Genomic DNA, 16,087 nt, shown 5'->3' on the forward strand with positions numbered 1-16,087 from the left:
TATAGGGGCTTTGTTTCTGGCGCAAGATCAAAAAAGCCACGGGAGACACCCGTGGCTATGTGCGAGAAGAGCTTTAGTGCTGGCCCTCCGCAAATTCCTCAACCAACTTAGCGTTAAAGGCTGGGAGATCATCCGGCGTGCGGGAAGAAACCAAGCCCTGATCGCAATGGACTTCCTCGTCCACCCAAGTGGCACCAGCATTGCGCAAATCTGTCTGCAGGGATGGGAAGGAAGTAAGGGTGCGGCCCTTGAGGACATCAGCATCCGTCAAGATCCATGCACCGTGGCAGATTGCGCCGAGCGGAAGATCCTTGCTCATGTGCTTACGCACGATTTCTACTGCGGACTTATCCAAACGCAGCAGGTCAGCATTGTTGGTACCGCCAGGCAGAATGATGCCATCGAAAGACTCGCCTGTGGAGTCAGCGGTAGTGGCGTCTACGGAAATCTCCGTACCCTTCTTACCGGTGATGGTGCCGGCCTCTGGGGCGATAACACGCACGGTAGCGCCGGCGTTCTTCACGGCCTCCAGCGGGGAGGTTAGCTCAGAGTCTTCGAAGCCATCGGTGGCGATAATAGCAATGGTCTTGTTTTCTAGTTCAGCCATAATGCGGCCTCCTTTGTTCGGGTACGCCGCCCACAGTAACGCGGAGCTATTCTATTCGCTACCTTCTTTTCGCTTGTGTGGACAAGACCCTCGCCCACCGTCAAGAACCAAGCTCAGACCAGCGTGGAATCAGCCGCCAATCTTAAAGTCGCATACATCGCCATCCTGCATGATGTAGTCCTTGCCTTCTTGGCGGACCTTGCCATGTGCGCGGGCCTCTGCCATGGAACCCGCCGCCACGAGGTCATCGTAGGAAACGATCTCGGCCTTAATGAACTTCTTCTCAAAGTCAGTGTGAATAACGCCGGCGGCCTGCGGGGCGGCAGAGCCCTGCTTGATGGTCCACGCGCGGGCTTCCTTCTCACCTGCGGTGAGGTAAGTCTGCAAACCCAAGGTGGCGAAGCCTGCCTTGGCCAAGGTAGCCAGGCCGGGCTCATCTTGGCCTACGGCCTCCAGCAATTCGCGCGCTTCGTCTTCTTCCAGCTCGAGCAGCTCGGTTTCGGTCTGTGCGTCGAGGAAAACAGCCTCGGCTGGGGCAACGAGCTGGCGCAGTTCTTCCTTCTTAGCGTCGTCGGTTAGCACGGCCTCGTCCGAGTTGAAGACGTAGAGGAAAGGCTTGGCCGTCATCAGGTGCAGGTCACGAACGAGAGCGAGGTCAATCTCGCCCTCCTTCGCTGCGGCGAAGAGGGTGCGGTCATCTTCCAGGATCTCCTGGGCCTTCTTGGTCGCTTCCACCTCGGCGGCCAGGTCCTTATTCTTGCGCGCATCTTTTTCTAGACGCGGCAAAGCCTTTTCGATGGTCTGCAGGTCCGCAAGGATGAGCTCGGTATTAATAACGGAGATATCGTTGCGCGGATCAACCTTGCCATCGACGTGGATGACGTTGTCATCGGAGAATGCACGCACCACCTGGCAAATAGCATCTGCCTCGCGGATATTAGCTAGGAAGGCATTGCCCATGCCCTCACCCTGGGAGGCACCGGAGACGATGCCGGCGATATCCACGAAGGATACGGTGGCAGGAAGAATGCGCTCAGAGTTAAACATTTCCGCCAAGCGGGTCAGGCGGGCATCCGGCAGCTCCACCAAGCCCACGTTGGGCTCGATGGTGGCAAACGGGTAGTTCGCCGCCAAGATCTCAGAACGGGTTAGGGCATTAAACAAAGTGGACTTGCCCACGTTGGGCAGGCCGACGATTCCTAGTGTAAGACTCACGGTGCCAATCCTAACGCACCCGCCTTCTTTTAAGGCAAGATGGTGGGGTGAGTTCTGATAGCCAACCGCTGCCCGATGATCCCCAAACGGGCTTGGGCGATAAGTTTGATGAAAGCTTCGATACCAGCAAGCTGGAGGATGTATCGCCGCATCCGCCAGGCAATCAGGTTGACCGCTCGGTCATCGCCGGCGAGGTGGTTAAGTCTGCGTCCCTGTGGGCGGTCCGCCTACTCATCATCTGCGTGTTCCTCTATGCCCTCTACCGCCTGCTCGGTAATTTCTGGCAGGGCATCTTGCCGGTACTTTTGGCGCTTATCATCTGCACCGTACTAGCGCCCGTGGCTAAGAAGCTGCGCAGTATAGGCCTTCCCGCCGCCTTGGCGGCCGCCGTAACCATTTTGGTTTCTTTCACGGCCGTGGGTGGGCTCATTGCCTTCGTCGCGCCAGACTTCATGCGACAATCCCGTTCGCTGTATTTGCAGACGGTATCCGGCATCCAAAGCCTGCAATTATGGGCTCAGGGCCCGCCTCTCAACCTCGATAGCGAGGATATGAGCAGCTATATCGATGAAGCGGCTTCCTGGCTGCAGCAGCGCGCCGGTGCCATCGCCGGATCGGTCTTCACCGGCATCGGCACGGCCACATCAATCCTGGTCACCCTCTTTATTGTGTTGGTGCTTACCTTCTTCTTCCTCAAGGACGGCGCCAAGTTTTTGCCTTGGCTGCGCGATGCTACCGGCAAGCGCGCCGGCTGGCACCTCACTGAGCTGCTTACTCGCGCCTGGAATACGTTGGGCGGTTTCATTCGCGCCCAGGCCGTTGTCTCGCTTGTCGACGCCATCTTTATCGGCATCGGCCTCGCCCTTATCGGCGTCCCTTTGGCCATGGCCTTGGCGATTATCACCTTTATCGCCGGGTTTATCCCCTTTGTAGGCGCCATCGTGGCCGGCGCCCTTTCCGTCACCATTGCGTTGGTGTCCCTTGGAATCACCAAGGCCTTACTGGTTTTAGGCCTAGTTCTGCTGGTTCAACAGCTAGAGGGCAATGTGCTCTCGCCGTGGCTGCAGTCCAAGGCAATGGACCTGCACCCAGTTATCGTCTTGGTCTCCGTTACGGTCGGCTCCGCTCTCTTTGGCCTCGTGGGTGGTTTCCTTGCGGTTCCGGCCGCCGCTATGTTTGCCGTGGCCTACCGCTACGGGCAGGACATGATGAAGCTCCAGTCCGGCGAAAAGACCGCAGCAGATCTGGACTTTTCCACTGTGGCTGGCTATCTCATCGGCCGCTACACCGAAGACCAAGGGCGTTATAAGCGCGAGGCGTGGCTACAAATGCCAGACTATGCTGCTCCAGAAGGCGCGTTTGCCGACGTCTCTGCTGACGGCGACTCCGATTCCCTCGACGCCGCCCTCAACGTAGAGTCCACCCCACAAGATCATCGAAAGCCCAGCATGCGCGTTAACCTGCGGCGTGCACGCGATGCCTTCGAAGGGCTTTTGAACGGAGATTCGAAAAAGTAGTAGGTTGTGTCCGTAGCACGTGCCATGCTGGAGGCTATGACTTCCACTTTGCCCGTGCTGCTACTTTTTATCGGCCTCCTCCTTGGCGCGGTGATGGGCTGGCTTGCCCATTCCTACTCCGCCACTCGTTCTGCGCCGAGCGCCGAACACCGCGCGCTACAGGACTCTCAGCGCCGCCAGGCCGAGCTCCAACCGCTAGAAAAGGCCATGGACCGCCTGGGATTTCAACTCCAAGAAATTGAGGAAGATCGCACCGCACTGCTCGCATCCCTATCGAGCCAAGTACAGGCGGTTACCCGTACCTCTTCCCGTCTTAATGAACGCACCGATAAACTCGTCAGCGCATTGCGCTCGCCGAATGTTCGTGGGCGTTGGGGCGAGGTGCAGTTAGAGCGCGTTGCCGAACTTGGAGGCATGACCAAGCATGTGGACTTTGACTGCCAAGTCTCTGCGCCGCTCGGCGGGCGAATCGTTCGTCCAGACATGCTCATCAACTTGGCCGGTGGCCGCCATATCATCGTGGACGCCAAGGTTCCTTTTACTTCTTACCTCGATGCCCTTGAAACAGAGGACCCAGAAGAACACTCTGGCTTCCTTCGCCGTCATGCGCATTTGATGCGCGGACATATTCAAGCACTGTCCCAAAAGGACTACATCGAAGCTTTTCAGCCCACTCCGGAGTTCGTGATCCTTTTTGTTCCTGCCGATCCTTTCCTCGATGCCGCCCTTTCGGTAGATCCTGAGCTCATCGAGTATGCCTTTGAACGCAACGTGGTGATCGCCACCCCCAGCTCCCTTTTTGCACTCTTGCGCACAGTGGCTATGGGCTGGCAGCAAGAGGACATTTCTGCCAAAGCCAAGGAGGTCCAGCGCTTAGGCCGTGAACTATATACGCGCCTGAATACCCTTTCTGCGCATTATGGAAAGGTTGGTCACAACCTAGAAAAGGCGGTTGAGGCCTATAATGCCACGCTGTCCTCACTCGATACGCGCGTGGGTGTTACCGCCCGGAAATTGCATGAGATGGATATTCCGGGCCGCACGGACCGCACTCCTCGTGAGCCGTTGCCCATTGACACCTGGCCCCGCGGGCATTCAGCACCATAAATCTGGCGCTTTGGTGCGTGGAAATGGCCATGGCTAGGTACCAACCGGTAGGATCTTTCGACGTGTCACAAGCCAAGCAAAGAAAGTCCTCCGCCGCCCAAAGCTCCGGTCTCCCCAGTATCACGCTGGGCAAGGGCCTTGGGCTGCTCGCGGCAATCTTGCTCACAGGCGCGTTGATTTCCATCCTTATGGGTGCCCTGGGATGGGTCTATCTCGCGTTCCTTGTCATCGGCTCGCTACTGGTAGCCCTTGTAGTAGAAGAACGCGGCCTTTTCCTTACCGTTGCTTCCATCCCCATTTTCTATGCCATCACGGTGGTATTGGCCGGATTCTTTATCACTAAGGCCAACCTGCCCGAGGGAGCTTCATCCTTTTCCAAAACCGCGATTGTCACTTCGGCTTTTCCCCTTGTACAAAACTTTTTGTGGCTCCTCATCGCGTTGGTAGGAGCGGGGATCATTGGCTGGCTACGGTGGGTGCGCTACCGCAAGACTGCTCGGCGCATCGTCGATCGAGAGGCTGCTTCGCGCCGTACTGAAGCGGAACAAGACCGCCGCAATCGTGCAGAGCGCCTTTCTGTAGCGGACTTGATGGCGCGAGATAAACCCGTAAAAGATTCTAAGGTCCCCAAAGCCACTCCGCAGCGCGCTCGGGCCGCCCACACGCTGAAGAAATCTCGCCCCGCGCCGAAGGACCGCCTGCGCGGCCGCGATCGTGAGGAGCGTCGCCGCCTGCAGCAAGAAGAGCGCGAGAACCCACGCCGCCCAGATCCATCCCGGCGCGCCGGCGACTCGGTCCCCGCTTCCAAAGCGCAGAAAGAACAGCCCAAACAAGGGTGGGACGATAACCTCTACGACGAAGATTAAAAACGAAAAGGCCCGTTTCCGGGCCTTTCCTTCGTTTTAACTGCTTTGCCGCAGTGCTAGGCACCGCTTAGGTGCGAGCTGGGCGCAAATCACGTGGAAGGGCAAAGGTAATGGTCTCGGTGGAGGTGGTGACCTGCTCTACATCGCTGTACCCGCGCTCATCTAGGAACTCCAATACCTCACGTACGAGCAATTCCGGAACGGATGCGCCACAAGTAACGCCGACGGTGCGGACGCCTTCCAGCCAGGCATCATCGATTTCCTTGGCAAAATCGACAAGGTGAGAGGCCTTGGCGCCAGCCTCGAGTGCTACCTCTACCAAGCGCACCGAGTTAGAGGAATTCTTTGAGCCCACCACAATCATCAGGTCGCACTTAGGTGCGATGGCCTTTACAGATTCCTGGCGGTTTTGGGTGGCGTAACAAATATCGTCTGAAGGCGGGTTCTCTAGGTGTGGGAAGCGTTCGCGCAGTTTGTTGACAATGGTAATGGTCTCATCTACTGAAAGCGTAGTTTGGGAGAGCCAGATTAGCTTTTCATCCTGCAGGAAATCCGGCAGCTTAGCAACGCCGTCTACACCATCGACAAGGTGGGTGACCTCAGGGGCCTCACCAGCGGTTCCTTCCACCTCCTCGTGACCCTCGTGGCCAACTAAGAGGATATGGTACCCATCGCGCTGGAATCGCTGGGCTTCCTTGTGCACCTTAGTTACCAACGGACAAGTCGCGTCCAATGTAAGTTGCTTACGCTCCGTAGCCTCCGTGCGCACGGCTGGGGAAATGCCGTGGGCTGAGAATACTAGATGAGCGCCTTCGGGCGCTTCAGAAGCCTCGTTAACAAAAATGACGCCGCGTTCTGCCAAAGATTCTACGACGTAACGGTTGTGCACGATTTGTTTGCGTACATAAATGGGCGCGCCGTACTTCTCTAGCGCCTTTTCCACGGTCTCGACCGCGCGGTCTACACCTGCGCAGTATCCGCGCGGAGCCGCAAGGAGAACATTTTTACCATCAGTCATGGCTCCCAGAGTATCGAAACACTACACAAAACAATAGTGGACCCACACGCCACCATTCTGCCTACCCCAAGAGGGACGGAAGGGTGCACTGGCCCTTAAACTAGGGAGAAGATCACGGCAGACTGAAGAAAGGGAGGCTGTGTGAATCAACCGGCAAATACCCCGGAGACTCCCTGGCCCGTTGGCAAGGTCAATGACCAAGTCAAGGGCTGGATCGAGCGGCTAGGTTACCTGTGGGTAGAGGGACAGTTGACCCAAATCAACTTTAAACCCACGTGGAAGCTGTCCTACCTCACGCTGCGAGACGTGCAGCAGGAAAAGTCCGTCCAGCTAACCTGCCCATCATCCATGCTGCAATCTTTATCGGCACCGCTCAAAGACGGAGACCGCGTCATTGTTCACGGCAAACCGGCTTTCTACGCCGGTCGTGGCTCCTTCTCGCTGTGGACCACGGAGATTCGCCATGTCGGAATCGGCGATTTATTAGCCCGAATTGAAAAATTACGCCAGCAACTTTCCGCCGAGGGCTTATTCGATCCTGCTCGCAAACGGGCGCTTCCCTATCTGCCGCACAAGATTGGACTAATCACCGGCCGTGGTTCAGCTGCGGAACGCGATGTGATGTCAGTCGCCCATGACCGATGGCCGGCAGTGCAATTCCGCATCATTAATACCGCAGTCCAGGGTGCAAATACCGTCCCAGAAGTTATTGATGGTCTCCAGCAGCTCGACGCCGATCCAGAGGTAGATGTCATCATCATCGCCCGAGGTGGCGGATCTGTGGAAGATCTCCTGCCTTTTTCTGAGGAAGCGTTGCAACGCGCTGTGTCCGCGGCTGGTACCCCGGTGGTCTCCGCCATTGGTCACGAGCCCGATAGTCCGGTGCTTGATAACGTGGCTGACCTTCGTGCGGCCACGCCCACGGACGCTGCCAAGCGCGTCGTGCCCTCCGTGGTTGAGGAGCGCGCCATAGTCGCCGAGGCCCGGTCGCGCATGGCCGGTGCCCTTCGCGGGTGGGTAGAAAGGGAACGGCGGGGTCTAGACAATATCCGCTCTCGGCCCGTCATGGCGGACCCGATGACACCCATCCGTACTCGCCGTGAAGAGGTAGATCGCACCCGCACCACAATGCGCCGAGAGATTGATGTCATGCTCGAGCGCGAGGTTCGCCACGTGGAATCTCTCCGCGCCCGGATTTCGGCGTTGGGGCCTTCGGCAACGCTGGCCCGTGGGTATTCCATCGTGCAGGTGGTGCCCAAGGATGGTTCCGGGCCCGAGGTTGTTACCTCTTATGAGCAATCCCCTCCCGGCGCACAATTGCGCATTCGCGTGGGCGATGGGTCTATCACCGCTGTTTCTATGGCCTCCCAGGCCGCCGATTAATTACTATACGAGGAGAAAATAATGTCCGATGACGCAATTGGCACCGGCCAACCGGGCCAGGATGCCTTTACCCCAGTAGAAGAACTGAGCTATGAACAAGCCCGCGATGAGCTCATTGAAACCGTCAAAATCCTAGAGCTCGGCCAAATGGGCTTGGACGAATCACTGAAGTATTGGGAGCGCGGTGAAGCCCTTGCCCGCGCATGCGAGGCGCACCTAGACGGCGCGGCAAAGCGCGTGGAAGATGCTCTAGATAAGGCCGAAGAGGCACAAACTGAGGGAGAAGACTAGTGCAGATATATGGATACCCCGACGAAAGAGTGGATTTCGTATCAAAATCTGCAGCCGCCGGTTCCATCATGGCAGGAGATTCACGCGAGTACGTAGAGGAATTCTTCGGCCCGGCGCATACCCGTAGCGAAGACGAGATCAGTTACTTTTCCCGATCCGTGGTACTGCGCTTTGAAGATGACAAGGTCCGCGAGATTGCCCTTTACCCGCAGCGCTCCAAGCGTGAGCGCATCGATGTATTCGTAGGAAAGACGCGCCTTAGCGGCCTCGATGCGAATGGTATAGCTGAGGTCGTTTCCCGCACGGGAAGCGGCCTTATCGCCACCCCCGCGGAAGAAGGATTGGGCGAGGTTATTTTTCGGCTATAGGCGCGGCGTCGATAAACGCTGCAGTGGCGGCCTCGAAATCGCTGTCGTTGGCGGCGCCGGAGATGATGAGGCGGGCATCGCCCAAATCCGTGATCCACAAGCGACGCACGGATTCCTCGTCGCTTTCTAGTACCCGCACCGTTTTGCCCCCGACCTCGCGGGTGGAGGCATTGCCACGGTAATTGGCGTCGTATTCTTCCCCTGCTTTATCGGCCGCGAACTGCGTCTGGGTAGATTCCACAAACCCTTGGTCCGCGGTCACCCAGCTCACCACGGTGGCGTTTTCTCCGCCCAGATCAACGCGGCGAGCGGCATTAGCCTCCCAGCCCTCTGGCATATCGGGGTTACGGATCGCGCCTACGCCTGCGCGGGCTTGGGTTTCAAGGAAAGTTTGCTCATCTACTTCCTGCACCGCCCCCTGCTTCGTTTCGGAATTAATTGAGCATAGGCCGGTAGCCCCCACGGCCAGCAGCATCATGATCACCACGACGGCGAGGGACAGAGAAATATCCTTCGCACCTTCAAAAATCTTTGGTCTTTGTTCTGCAGCCACGCGCCTTAGTATCGCACGCCCTGCTGGCAAAAAGCCACACGGCCCCTTCTTCCCCGCAAGTTTGGATAATCCCCCACAAATGGGGCGCAAAACCGAACCCATTAGAGCAAAAAAGTGCGAGAATGGAAAGGTAGAGCATCAAGGGGAACACCCCTTGATGAGAAAACTATGGAAGGCAACCACTACACATGTCCGAAAATACGTCTTATCTTCCCGACCGCAACCTGGCAATGGAACTGGTTCGTGTCACCGAGGCAGCAGCGCTTGCTTCCGGCCGTTGGGTAGGCCGCGGCCAGAAGAATGAGGGCGATGGCGCGGCGGTCGACGCCATGCGCAAGCTCATAAATTCCGTGGCAATGAACGGCGTCGTTGTCATCGGCGAGGGCGAAAAGGATGAGGCCCCGATGCTGTTTAACGGCGAAGAGGTGGGCACCGGAGAAGGCGCCGCCATGGATATCGCCGTAGACCCGGTCGACGGCACCCGCTTGATGGCAGAAGGCCGCCCCAATGCCATCTCTGTCATCGCCGCTGCCGAGCGCGGGACCATGTATGACCCTTCCGCAGTCTTCTACATGGAAAAGATTGCTGTCGGCCCAGAGGCCGTAGGTGCCATTGACATCAATGAGTCTGTGGAGTGGAATATCCAGTCCGTAGCCAAAGCGAAGAAGATTCGCCCCTCCGACCTCACCGTTGTGGTTCTGGATCGCCCACGCCACGAGCAGCTCATCTCAGAAATTCGCGCCGCAGGAGCCAAGGTGCGCCTCATTATGGACGGCGACGTAGCCGGCGCCATTGCCACCTGCCAGGACACCAACTCCATTGACATGATGATGGGCATCGGCGGCACGCCAGAAGGCATCATCACGGCTTGCGCTATGCGCTGCATGGGCGGAGAGATCCAGGGCAAGCTATGGCCTAAAGACGAAGAGGAAGCCGAGAAGGCCCGCGCTGCCGGCCACGATTTGGACCGCGTGCTCACCACCACTGACCTGGTCTCCTCTGAGAATTGCTACTTCGCCGCTACCGGCGTAACCAATGGTGACATGCTGCGCGGTGTCTCCTACCGCAATTCCGGCGCTACCACTCGCTCTCTAGTCATGCGCTCCAAGTCTGGCACCATCCGCTACATTGACTCCATCCATAAGCTGTCCAAGCTGCAGGAATATTCCGTCGTGGATTACAACACCCCGACCAAGAAGTAGGGTTCACCCCCGAAGGCGGCCCTCCCCACAAATCTCCGCCATACTGGATGGCACACACTAAACAAGTAACTGAGGTGATCTTCACATGACTGAATACCGCATTGAACATGACACTATGGGCGAAGTAAAGGTTCCCGCAGATGCCCTCTGGCGCGCACAAACCCAGCGCGCAGTGGACAATTTCCCCATCTCCGGCCGTGGCCTAGAAAATGCACAGATCCGTGCTCTTGGCCTGCTTAAGGCAGCCTGCGCCCAGGTAAATAAGGACTCCGGCAAGCTGGACGCAGAAAAGGCCGATGCCATCATCGCCGCCGCTACCGAAATCGCCGAGGGCAAGCATAACGACGCCTTCCCAATCGACGTATTCCAGACCGGCTCCGGCACCTCTTCCAATATGAATACCAATGAGGTTATCGCCTCCTTGGCACACCAAAACGGCGTGGAAATTCACCCGAATGATCACGTGAACATGGGCCAGTCTTCCAATGACACCTTCCCCACCGCCACCCACGTGGCTGCTACGGAAGCTGCCGTTAATGACCTCATTCCGGGCCTGAAGGTCCTCCACGAGTCCTTGAGCAAAAAGGCCAAGGAGTTCGCCGATGTAGTCAAGTCCGGCCGCACCCACTTGATGGATGCCACCCCGGTTACCCTTGGCCAGGAATTCGGCGGCTACGCCCGCCAGATCGAGTTGGGCATCGAACGCATTGAGGCCACCCTGCCGCGTTTGGGCGAGCTGGCCATTGGCGGCACCGCCACCGGCACCGGCTTGAATACCTCCGCTGACTTCGGTGCCAAGGTCACCGAGGAGCTTAAGAAGCTCACGGGCGTGAAGGAACTGAAGGAAGCAGAAAATCACTTCGAGGCCCAGGCTGCCCGCGATGGCCTGGTAGAATTCTCCGGCGCTATGCGCTCGATTGCTGTGTCCCTCAATAAGATTGCTAATGACCTGCGCATGATGGGCTCCGGTCCTCTGACCGGCCTGGCAGAGATTCACCTAAAGGACCTGCAGCCGGGTTCCTCCATCATGCCGGGTAAGGTCAACCCGGTTATTCCAGAAGCCGTCACCATGGTGGCCGGCCAAGTGGTGGGCAACGACGCCGCTGTCGCCTTTGGTGGTGCCCAAGGCCACTTCGAGCTCAACGTCTTCATCCCGATGATGGCACGCAACGTGCTCGAGTCCGCTCGCCTGCTGGCGAATGCCTCCCGCGTCTTCGCCGATAAGTGCATCGATCACATCGAGGCCAACGAGGAGCGCATGAAGCACTTTGCGGAGTCTTCCACCTCCATCGTGACCCCGCTCAACTCCGCCATCGGCTACGAGAACGCCGCTAAGGCGGCAAAGCATGCCCTGCATGAGAAGATCACCGTCCGTCAGGCTGTTATTGATTTAGGCTTTGTCGACGGCGAGAACCTCACCGAGGAAGAGCTGGATAAGCGTCTCAATGTATTGAGCATGACCAACCGCGACCGCGATAACTTCTAAGTAATCGCCGCACCGCTTCCCCGCCCGGGTAGGACTCGGGCGGGGTTTCGCATTTCTGGAGTAAGGAGGCGTCGGCCAGAGCTATGATACGGAACACATTAGCGGAAACTCACCTTTAAAATCACCGTTTTTGCACTTGGTGTAAGTTTGCACCGAGTGTAAAGTTGCATTGCGTGCAAGAAGAACTATCACTACGCGAGCAGAAGCGCCTTGAGACGCGCCTTCGCATAGAGGATGCCGCCACAAAGCTGGTGGATGAGCAGTCCTTTAGCGCGGTCACGATTGAGCGGATCTGCGAAGTAGCCGGTATTTCTCGGCGCACCTTCTTCAATTATTTCGACTCCAAAGAATCCGCTGTACTGGGAGCTCCAAGCACCGAGTTCACGGAGAAGATGCGGGAGTCCTTCCTCGAAGAGCCGACAACCAGCATGGTGGAACTTGTTCTCCAGCTGGTCAGGCAGCACATGGAAGGCCACCACATCAACCCGACCATCCGGGAGCGCCGCAAGCGCATCGCTAATGATCCCGATGCAGCAGCTGCAGCGATAAGCCGGAAGCGGGCGAAATCCATCGAGCTCATCGATCTCATTGAAGAACGCCTCGTACAACAACCGGAGCTTCGCGTCCTCTCTAGCTGTTCCTCCAGCACCGAGGCGATGCTCATCGCCGGCCTCGTCCGCGAGGCCTTGTGGCTGGCGATGGCATCCCCCGATGCAGATTGCAGCGAAGACCTCGACGCACGTCTCGATACTTCACTCACGCTTATAACTGATTTTATGAAAGGAATGCGATGGTAGATACGGCCACGAAGGCCCCTTCGCAGGGCCAGTCCCGAGCCGATAACCTCGGGCTCATTTTCTCGGCCTTGATGCTCACCATGCTGATGAGCTCCCTCGGCCAAATGATTTTCTCCTCAGCTCTCCCCACCATCGTCGGTGAGCTCGGCGGCGTCGACCACATGAGCTGGGTCATCTCCGCCTTCCTTGTCACCATGACCATCGCTATGCCTATTTCCGGCAAGTTGGGTGACATGCTGGGCCGCAAGTGGCTCTACATCGGCGGTATCGCCACCTTCGTTGTGGGCTCCACGCTAGGCGGCTTTGCCAACTCCATGACGCTGCTCATCATCGCCCGCGCTGTACAGGGCTTTGGTGCTGGCTTCATGATGATTTCTTCTCAGTCCATCATCGCCGAGGTGACCTCCTCCCGCGAGCGCGGCAAGTTCATGGGCATCATGGGCGGCGTCTTTGGACTCTCCTCTGTCCTCGGCCCCGTCCTCGGTGGTTGGTTCACCGACGGCCCGGGCTGGCGCTGGGGCATGTGGATGAATATCCCCCTCGGCATCCTGGCCATCATCGTGTGCACCCTAGTGCTGCACCTGCGCGTTGGCGACGCCGACATGAAGCGCTTCGACTGGCTCGGCGCAACCTTTATCGCGATCACTACAGCTTCCCTTATCCTCATGACCACTTGGGGCGGCACCGAATACGAGTGGGGCTCGTCGATGATCCTCACGCTCGGCGCTATCACCATCGTTGGCGCCATCATCACCGTTCTGGTGGAACTGCGCGCTAAGGAGCCGCTCATTCCGGTTCGCCTATTTAAGAACCGCAATATGACCCTGACCACCCTGTCCGGCGTGGTTCTTGGCCTAGCGATGTTCGGCGTCCTGGGCTATATGCCTACCTACCTACAGATGGTTCACACCCTGACCCCGACCAAGGCGGGTCTCATGATGATTCCGATGATGGTGGGCCTTATCGGCACTTCCACCGGCGTGGGCTTCATCATTTCCCGCACCGGCAATTACAAGATCTACCCCATTATCGGTTTGGCCATTACCGCCGGCGCATTGTTCTGGATGTCCCACCTCACTGTGGAGACTTCACTTATGCAGTTGGGCTGCGAGTTTCTCGTCTTCGGTATCGGCTTGGGCATGGTTATGCAGGTCCTCGTGCTCATCGTCCAGAACTCCTTCCCGCTGTCCCAGGTGGGTACGGCTACCGCGGCGAATAATTTCTTCCGCCAAATCGGCTCCGCCCTCGGCGCTTCTTTGGTTGGTTCCATGTTCATCCACAATATGAAGGATGAGATGGCCACCCGCATGCCAGAGGCATTCCAGAAGATGGGCCCGGAAGGTGCTGCCTATGCTGAGAAGTTTGGCGATGCCAGCGGTGGGGCCAATAACCTCACCCCGGAACTGGTTGTGTCCTTCCCCAAGCCGATCGAAGAGGCAATCCTCAATTCCTATAATGACGGCCTGACCCCAGTCATCGCGCTGATGGTCCCCCTAGCCATCGTCGCACTACTGCTCCTTCTGCCACTGCGCCAGGAGCGCCTGAAGGAAACGATTAAATAATGTCTCTTTCCCCTGCGGAAGTACAGGCTACAAGCCGAGAGCTGCATGCCCTGCGCGATGCGCTCCCGCTTGCCGACGCCCCCATAGAATCCGCCCTCGGCTACGCCCCAGGCGGCCTGCAAGCGGCGCTGGATATTCAATCCAGCCCCATCGAGGTGTGGCGCACCAGGGACTACCTGGTTTCCCTGGCTCGCGCATACGGCGCCCCGATTCCGCACTTTAGCCGCCTGAGCGACGCAATGCGCTCTCGAGCTCAGCATTGGTTCGGCTCTTGGGATGTACCCGAAGTCTAGCTGCCCACAAGCCCCGCCTTAGGCGGGGCATTTTTATTGCCAGAGCCCCATGTACCGTAGGACTTGGGTGCCGATACCCAAGACGGCAACTATAACGGCGATAATGCCGATGGCTGCACCAGCACTCGATCCGCCGGCAGCACCGCCGATAGCCGGCTTTTTGCTAACTTTCACTGTCTGGCTAATCGCTTCTCCAGACGGGCGAGTTTTACCATTGCGCATAAGAAACGGCGTAATACTCAGCTCTGCTGTACCTTCTTGCAATGCCTCGTAGGTGCCATCTGGGTGCACGGCGAGAACCTCCGGATTGGAAGAACTTACCGACGCCCCTGGAACCGCCAACCTGGCTCCTCCCCAACCGGAAATGCTCAGGCCAATGCTGCCGGAGTCACCTACATGGGTACCTCCAGTAAAGCGGATATCGGCCCTGGAAAACGCGGACTCCGGAACCGCTATAGGGAATGCGTGCCGGCCTTCGAGGCGCTCTGGGGCACCTGAAACCCTCTCCGTGGAATAATGGCCGGCAGTCGTATTGCCAACTTGTGCCTGAGCAAAGTAGCGATTATCCGGGTTGAGCATATTGTGGAGGTGGCCCGTGCCATCAGTGAAGTAGCCGTTCGAGCGAATGAGCTTATTCCACTCACTATTAGAACCACCATCGGTAGACCAGCTAGCAATGGCCTCGCTCATGGTAGCGCTAGTGAGATTTTCCGCCGAAAAGGCACCGGGTTTCGCGGTCCACGCTTCTGCACCGCCTGCTCGCTGATGGTCAAAGTCGAAGTTCTCTTCCGCAGCGCGCTGCAAAGCAACATGCTCCAAGCCCCTGCTCCACGACATCCCGTTGATATAAGCGGTCCGGTCCGGCGCGACGTCGCGAAGCGAAGCGCCATTAAGCGGTAGATTGGCGTCCCATGCCCGCGCCCGCAGTTCGCGCAATTGCCGGGTCACCGTGTCGATATGGGATTGCAGCACGGGGGTGGCATAGACATAGGCCAACCCGCCATCAACCTGGTTGATGTCCAGCTGGGCTACTGGAACCGCACCAGCGGATGGATAGGATTCGGTGCTGGCCGCGGGAACAGAGAGCGCCCCTGCCGTCAAAGCTGCAATAGTAGATAAAGCAAGGGCGCGAGTACGCACAGACATGGAAAAACCTTAAAGAGAGATAGAGAACAAATGTAGGTTTAACTTTATCCCTGTGCGCTGGGAAAAGCTATTTCTTCTTTTCCTCCGGTTTGGGCAAAAGCAGCTCATAGACGTCGGTATCGCGCCACTGCCCTGCAAGCTCACCGTAGGTCATTTTGGCCATGTGCGAGTAGGTGCCCACTTTGACGAACCCGCGAGATTTATGCAGCCCTGCAGACCCTGTATTTTCAGGGAAGATCCACGAATGGATAGCCCACTTATGCAGGTCTACACAAACCTCAATAAGGCGATCCAAGAGGGCGCCGCCAATACCACGCCCTTGGGCCTCGCTGCCCAAGTAGATGGAATCTTCTACAACTCCATGGAAGACGGTACGAGTAGATACCGGCGCTGCAGAAACCCACCCTAGGACCTTTGAATCATCATCTTCTTCCACTGCCACGTGGACCGAAGGCATAATCTTTCCGGATTTGAACTCTTCAAAGGTCAAGGAGCGGGTCTCATAAGTGGCGTGCCCAGTATTGAGTCCCTGTTCATAGATCTCGCGCATCTGGGGATAATCCGCCGCAGTAAAGGGGCGAATGCGGAAATCTTTCTTCTTCTCGTCCGAAGACGTCTGCTTGGCGTTCTCGCTCATATACAACATTATTACTGGGCTTTGCCCATCTTCGCCACG

17 protein-coding genes are annotated in these 16,087 nt (G+C 57.6%); 11 read left to right on the forward strand and 6 right to left on the reverse strand.

Going from position 1 to position 16,087, the window contains the following annotated elements:
* Positions 1-73 precede the first annotated feature (73 nt).
* Positions 74-607: a type 1 glutamine amidotransferase domain-containing protein gene (locus L8V01_RS05105; protein WP_269946062.1), complete on the reverse strand. Its 534-nt coding sequence runs from the start codon at positions 605-607 to the stop codon at positions 74-76.
* A gap of 129 nt (positions 608-736) precedes the next feature.
* Positions 737-1,822, reverse strand: coding sequence for a redox-regulated ATPase YchF (gene ychF, locus L8V01_RS05110; protein ID WP_269946063.1), 1,086 nt, complete (start codon positions 1,820-1,822; stop codon positions 737-739).
* A gap of 47 nt (positions 1,823-1,869) precedes the next feature.
* On the opposite strand from ychF, the gene L8V01_RS05115 reads away from it, so the two are divergent.
* The 3 genes from L8V01_RS05115 (at position 1,870) to L8V01_RS05125 (ending at position 5,312) form a co-directional block, all read left to right on the forward strand.
* A complete protein-coding gene (locus L8V01_RS05115) occupies positions 1,870-3,339 on the forward strand; it encodes an AI-2E family transporter (RefSeq protein ID WP_269946064.1) in 1,470 nt (489 codons plus the stop codon).
* A gap of 36 nt (positions 3,340-3,375) precedes the next feature.
* Entirely contained in the window at positions 3,376-4,446 is a 1,071-nt protein-coding gene (locus L8V01_RS05120) for a DNA recombination protein RmuC (RefSeq protein WP_269946215.1), read from the forward strand.
* Between the two features lie 62 nt (positions 4,447-4,508).
* Positions 4,509-5,312, forward strand: coding sequence for a DUF6542 domain-containing protein (locus L8V01_RS05125; protein WP_269946065.1), 804 nt, complete (start codon positions 4,509-4,511; stop codon positions 5,310-5,312).
* Positions 5,313-5,379: 67 nt separating this feature from the next.
* Here the strand turns inward: L8V01_RS05125 and L8V01_RS05130 are convergent, their stop codons facing one another.
* The gene (locus tag L8V01_RS05130) at positions 5,380-6,330 is read right to left on the reverse strand and encodes a 4-hydroxy-3-methylbut-2-enyl diphosphate reductase (RefSeq protein WP_269946066.1); all 951 of its coding nucleotides are present in this window, start codon (positions 6,328-6,330) and stop codon (positions 5,380-5,382) included.
* A gap of 141 nt (positions 6,331-6,471) precedes the next feature.
* Here L8V01_RS05130 and xseA point away from each other — a divergent pair, with 141 nt between their 5' ends.
* The 3 genes from xseA to L8V01_RS05145 are packed head-to-tail and all read left to right on the forward strand — an operon-like array spanning position 6,472 to position 8,372.
* Positions 6,472-7,713 (forward strand): exodeoxyribonuclease VII large subunit, encoded by a 1,242-nt coding sequence (gene xseA, locus L8V01_RS05135; RefSeq protein WP_269946067.1) that lies wholly within the window; start codon positions 6,472-6,474, stop codon positions 7,711-7,713.
* Between the two features lie 21 nt (positions 7,714-7,734).
* On the forward strand, positions 7,735-8,004 hold the full coding sequence (locus L8V01_RS05140) for an exodeoxyribonuclease VII small subunit (protein WP_269946068.1): 270 nt from the start codon (positions 7,735-7,737) through the stop codon (positions 8,002-8,004).
* Positions 8,004-8,372 carry a hypothetical protein gene (locus L8V01_RS05145; protein ID WP_269946069.1) on the forward strand — a complete coding sequence of 123 codons (369 nt, stop codon included), beginning with the start codon at positions 8,004-8,006 and terminating at the stop codon, positions 8,370-8,372. Before L8V01_RS05140 ends, L8V01_RS05145 begins: the two co-directional genes overlap by 1 nt.
* On the opposite strand, the gene L8V01_RS05150 is transcribed toward L8V01_RS05145, so the two are convergent.
* Positions 8,356-8,925, reverse strand: a complete 570-nt coding sequence (locus L8V01_RS05150; RefSeq protein ID WP_269946070.1) for a DUF4245 domain-containing protein — start codon at positions 8,923-8,925, stop codon at positions 8,356-8,358. The two genes, L8V01_RS05145 and L8V01_RS05150, sit on opposite strands and share 17 nt — an antisense overlap.
* 188 nt (positions 8,926-9,113) lie before the next feature.
* Between L8V01_RS05150 and glpX the strand changes: the two genes are divergently transcribed.
* The 5 genes from glpX to L8V01_RS05175 all read left to right on the forward strand — a co-directional run bounded on the left by glpX (position 9,114) and on the right by L8V01_RS05175 (position 14,265).
* The gene (gene glpX / locus L8V01_RS05155) at positions 9,114-10,127 is read left to right on the forward strand and encodes a class II fructose-bisphosphatase (RefSeq protein ID WP_269946071.1); all 1,014 of its coding nucleotides are present in this window, start codon (positions 9,114-9,116) and stop codon (positions 10,125-10,127) included.
* Positions 10,128-10,212: 85 nt separating this feature from the next.
* Positions 10,213-11,613, forward strand: a complete 1,401-nt coding sequence (locus L8V01_RS05160; RefSeq protein ID WP_269946072.1) for a class II fumarate hydratase — start codon at positions 10,213-10,215, stop codon at positions 11,611-11,613.
* A gap of 173 nt (positions 11,614-11,786) precedes the next feature.
* Complete coding sequence (locus L8V01_RS05165; protein ID WP_269946073.1) at positions 11,787-12,410, forward strand: TetR/AcrR family transcriptional regulator; 624 nt, start codon at positions 11,787-11,789, stop codon at positions 12,408-12,410.
* The gene (locus tag L8V01_RS05170) at positions 12,404-13,972 is read left to right on the forward strand and encodes an MDR family MFS transporter (RefSeq protein ID WP_269946074.1); all 1,569 of its coding nucleotides are present in this window, start codon (positions 12,404-12,406) and stop codon (positions 13,970-13,972) included. Before L8V01_RS05165 ends, L8V01_RS05170 begins: the two co-directional genes overlap by 7 nt.
* The gene (locus L8V01_RS05175) at positions 13,972-14,265 is read left to right on the forward strand and encodes a DUF2316 family protein (RefSeq protein ID WP_269946075.1); all 294 of its coding nucleotides are present in this window, start codon (positions 13,972-13,974) and stop codon (positions 14,263-14,265) included. The genes L8V01_RS05170 and L8V01_RS05175 overlap by 1 nt, the downstream gene beginning before the upstream one ends.
* A 33-nt stretch (positions 14,266-14,298) precedes the next feature.
* On the opposite strand, the gene L8V01_RS05180 is transcribed toward L8V01_RS05175, so the two are convergent.
* Both L8V01_RS05180 and L8V01_RS05185 read right to left on the reverse strand, forming a co-directional pair.
* The gene (locus tag L8V01_RS05180) at positions 14,299-15,411 is read right to left on the reverse strand and encodes a CAP domain-containing protein (RefSeq protein ID WP_269946076.1); all 1,113 of its coding nucleotides are present in this window, start codon (positions 15,409-15,411) and stop codon (positions 14,299-14,301) included.
* Between the two features lie 67 nt (positions 15,412-15,478).
* Positions 15,479-16,048: a GNAT family N-acetyltransferase gene (locus tag L8V01_RS05185; protein WP_269946077.1), complete on the reverse strand. Its 570-nt coding sequence runs from the start codon at positions 16,046-16,048 to the stop codon at positions 15,479-15,481.
* Positions 16,049-16,087 lie beyond the last annotated feature (39 nt).

It is taken from the genome of Corynebacterium curieae, from assembly GCF_027570035.1.
In the GTDB taxonomy this organism is placed as follows: Bacteria; Actinomycetota; Actinomycetes; order Mycobacteriales; family Mycobacteriaceae; genus Corynebacterium; species Corynebacterium curieae.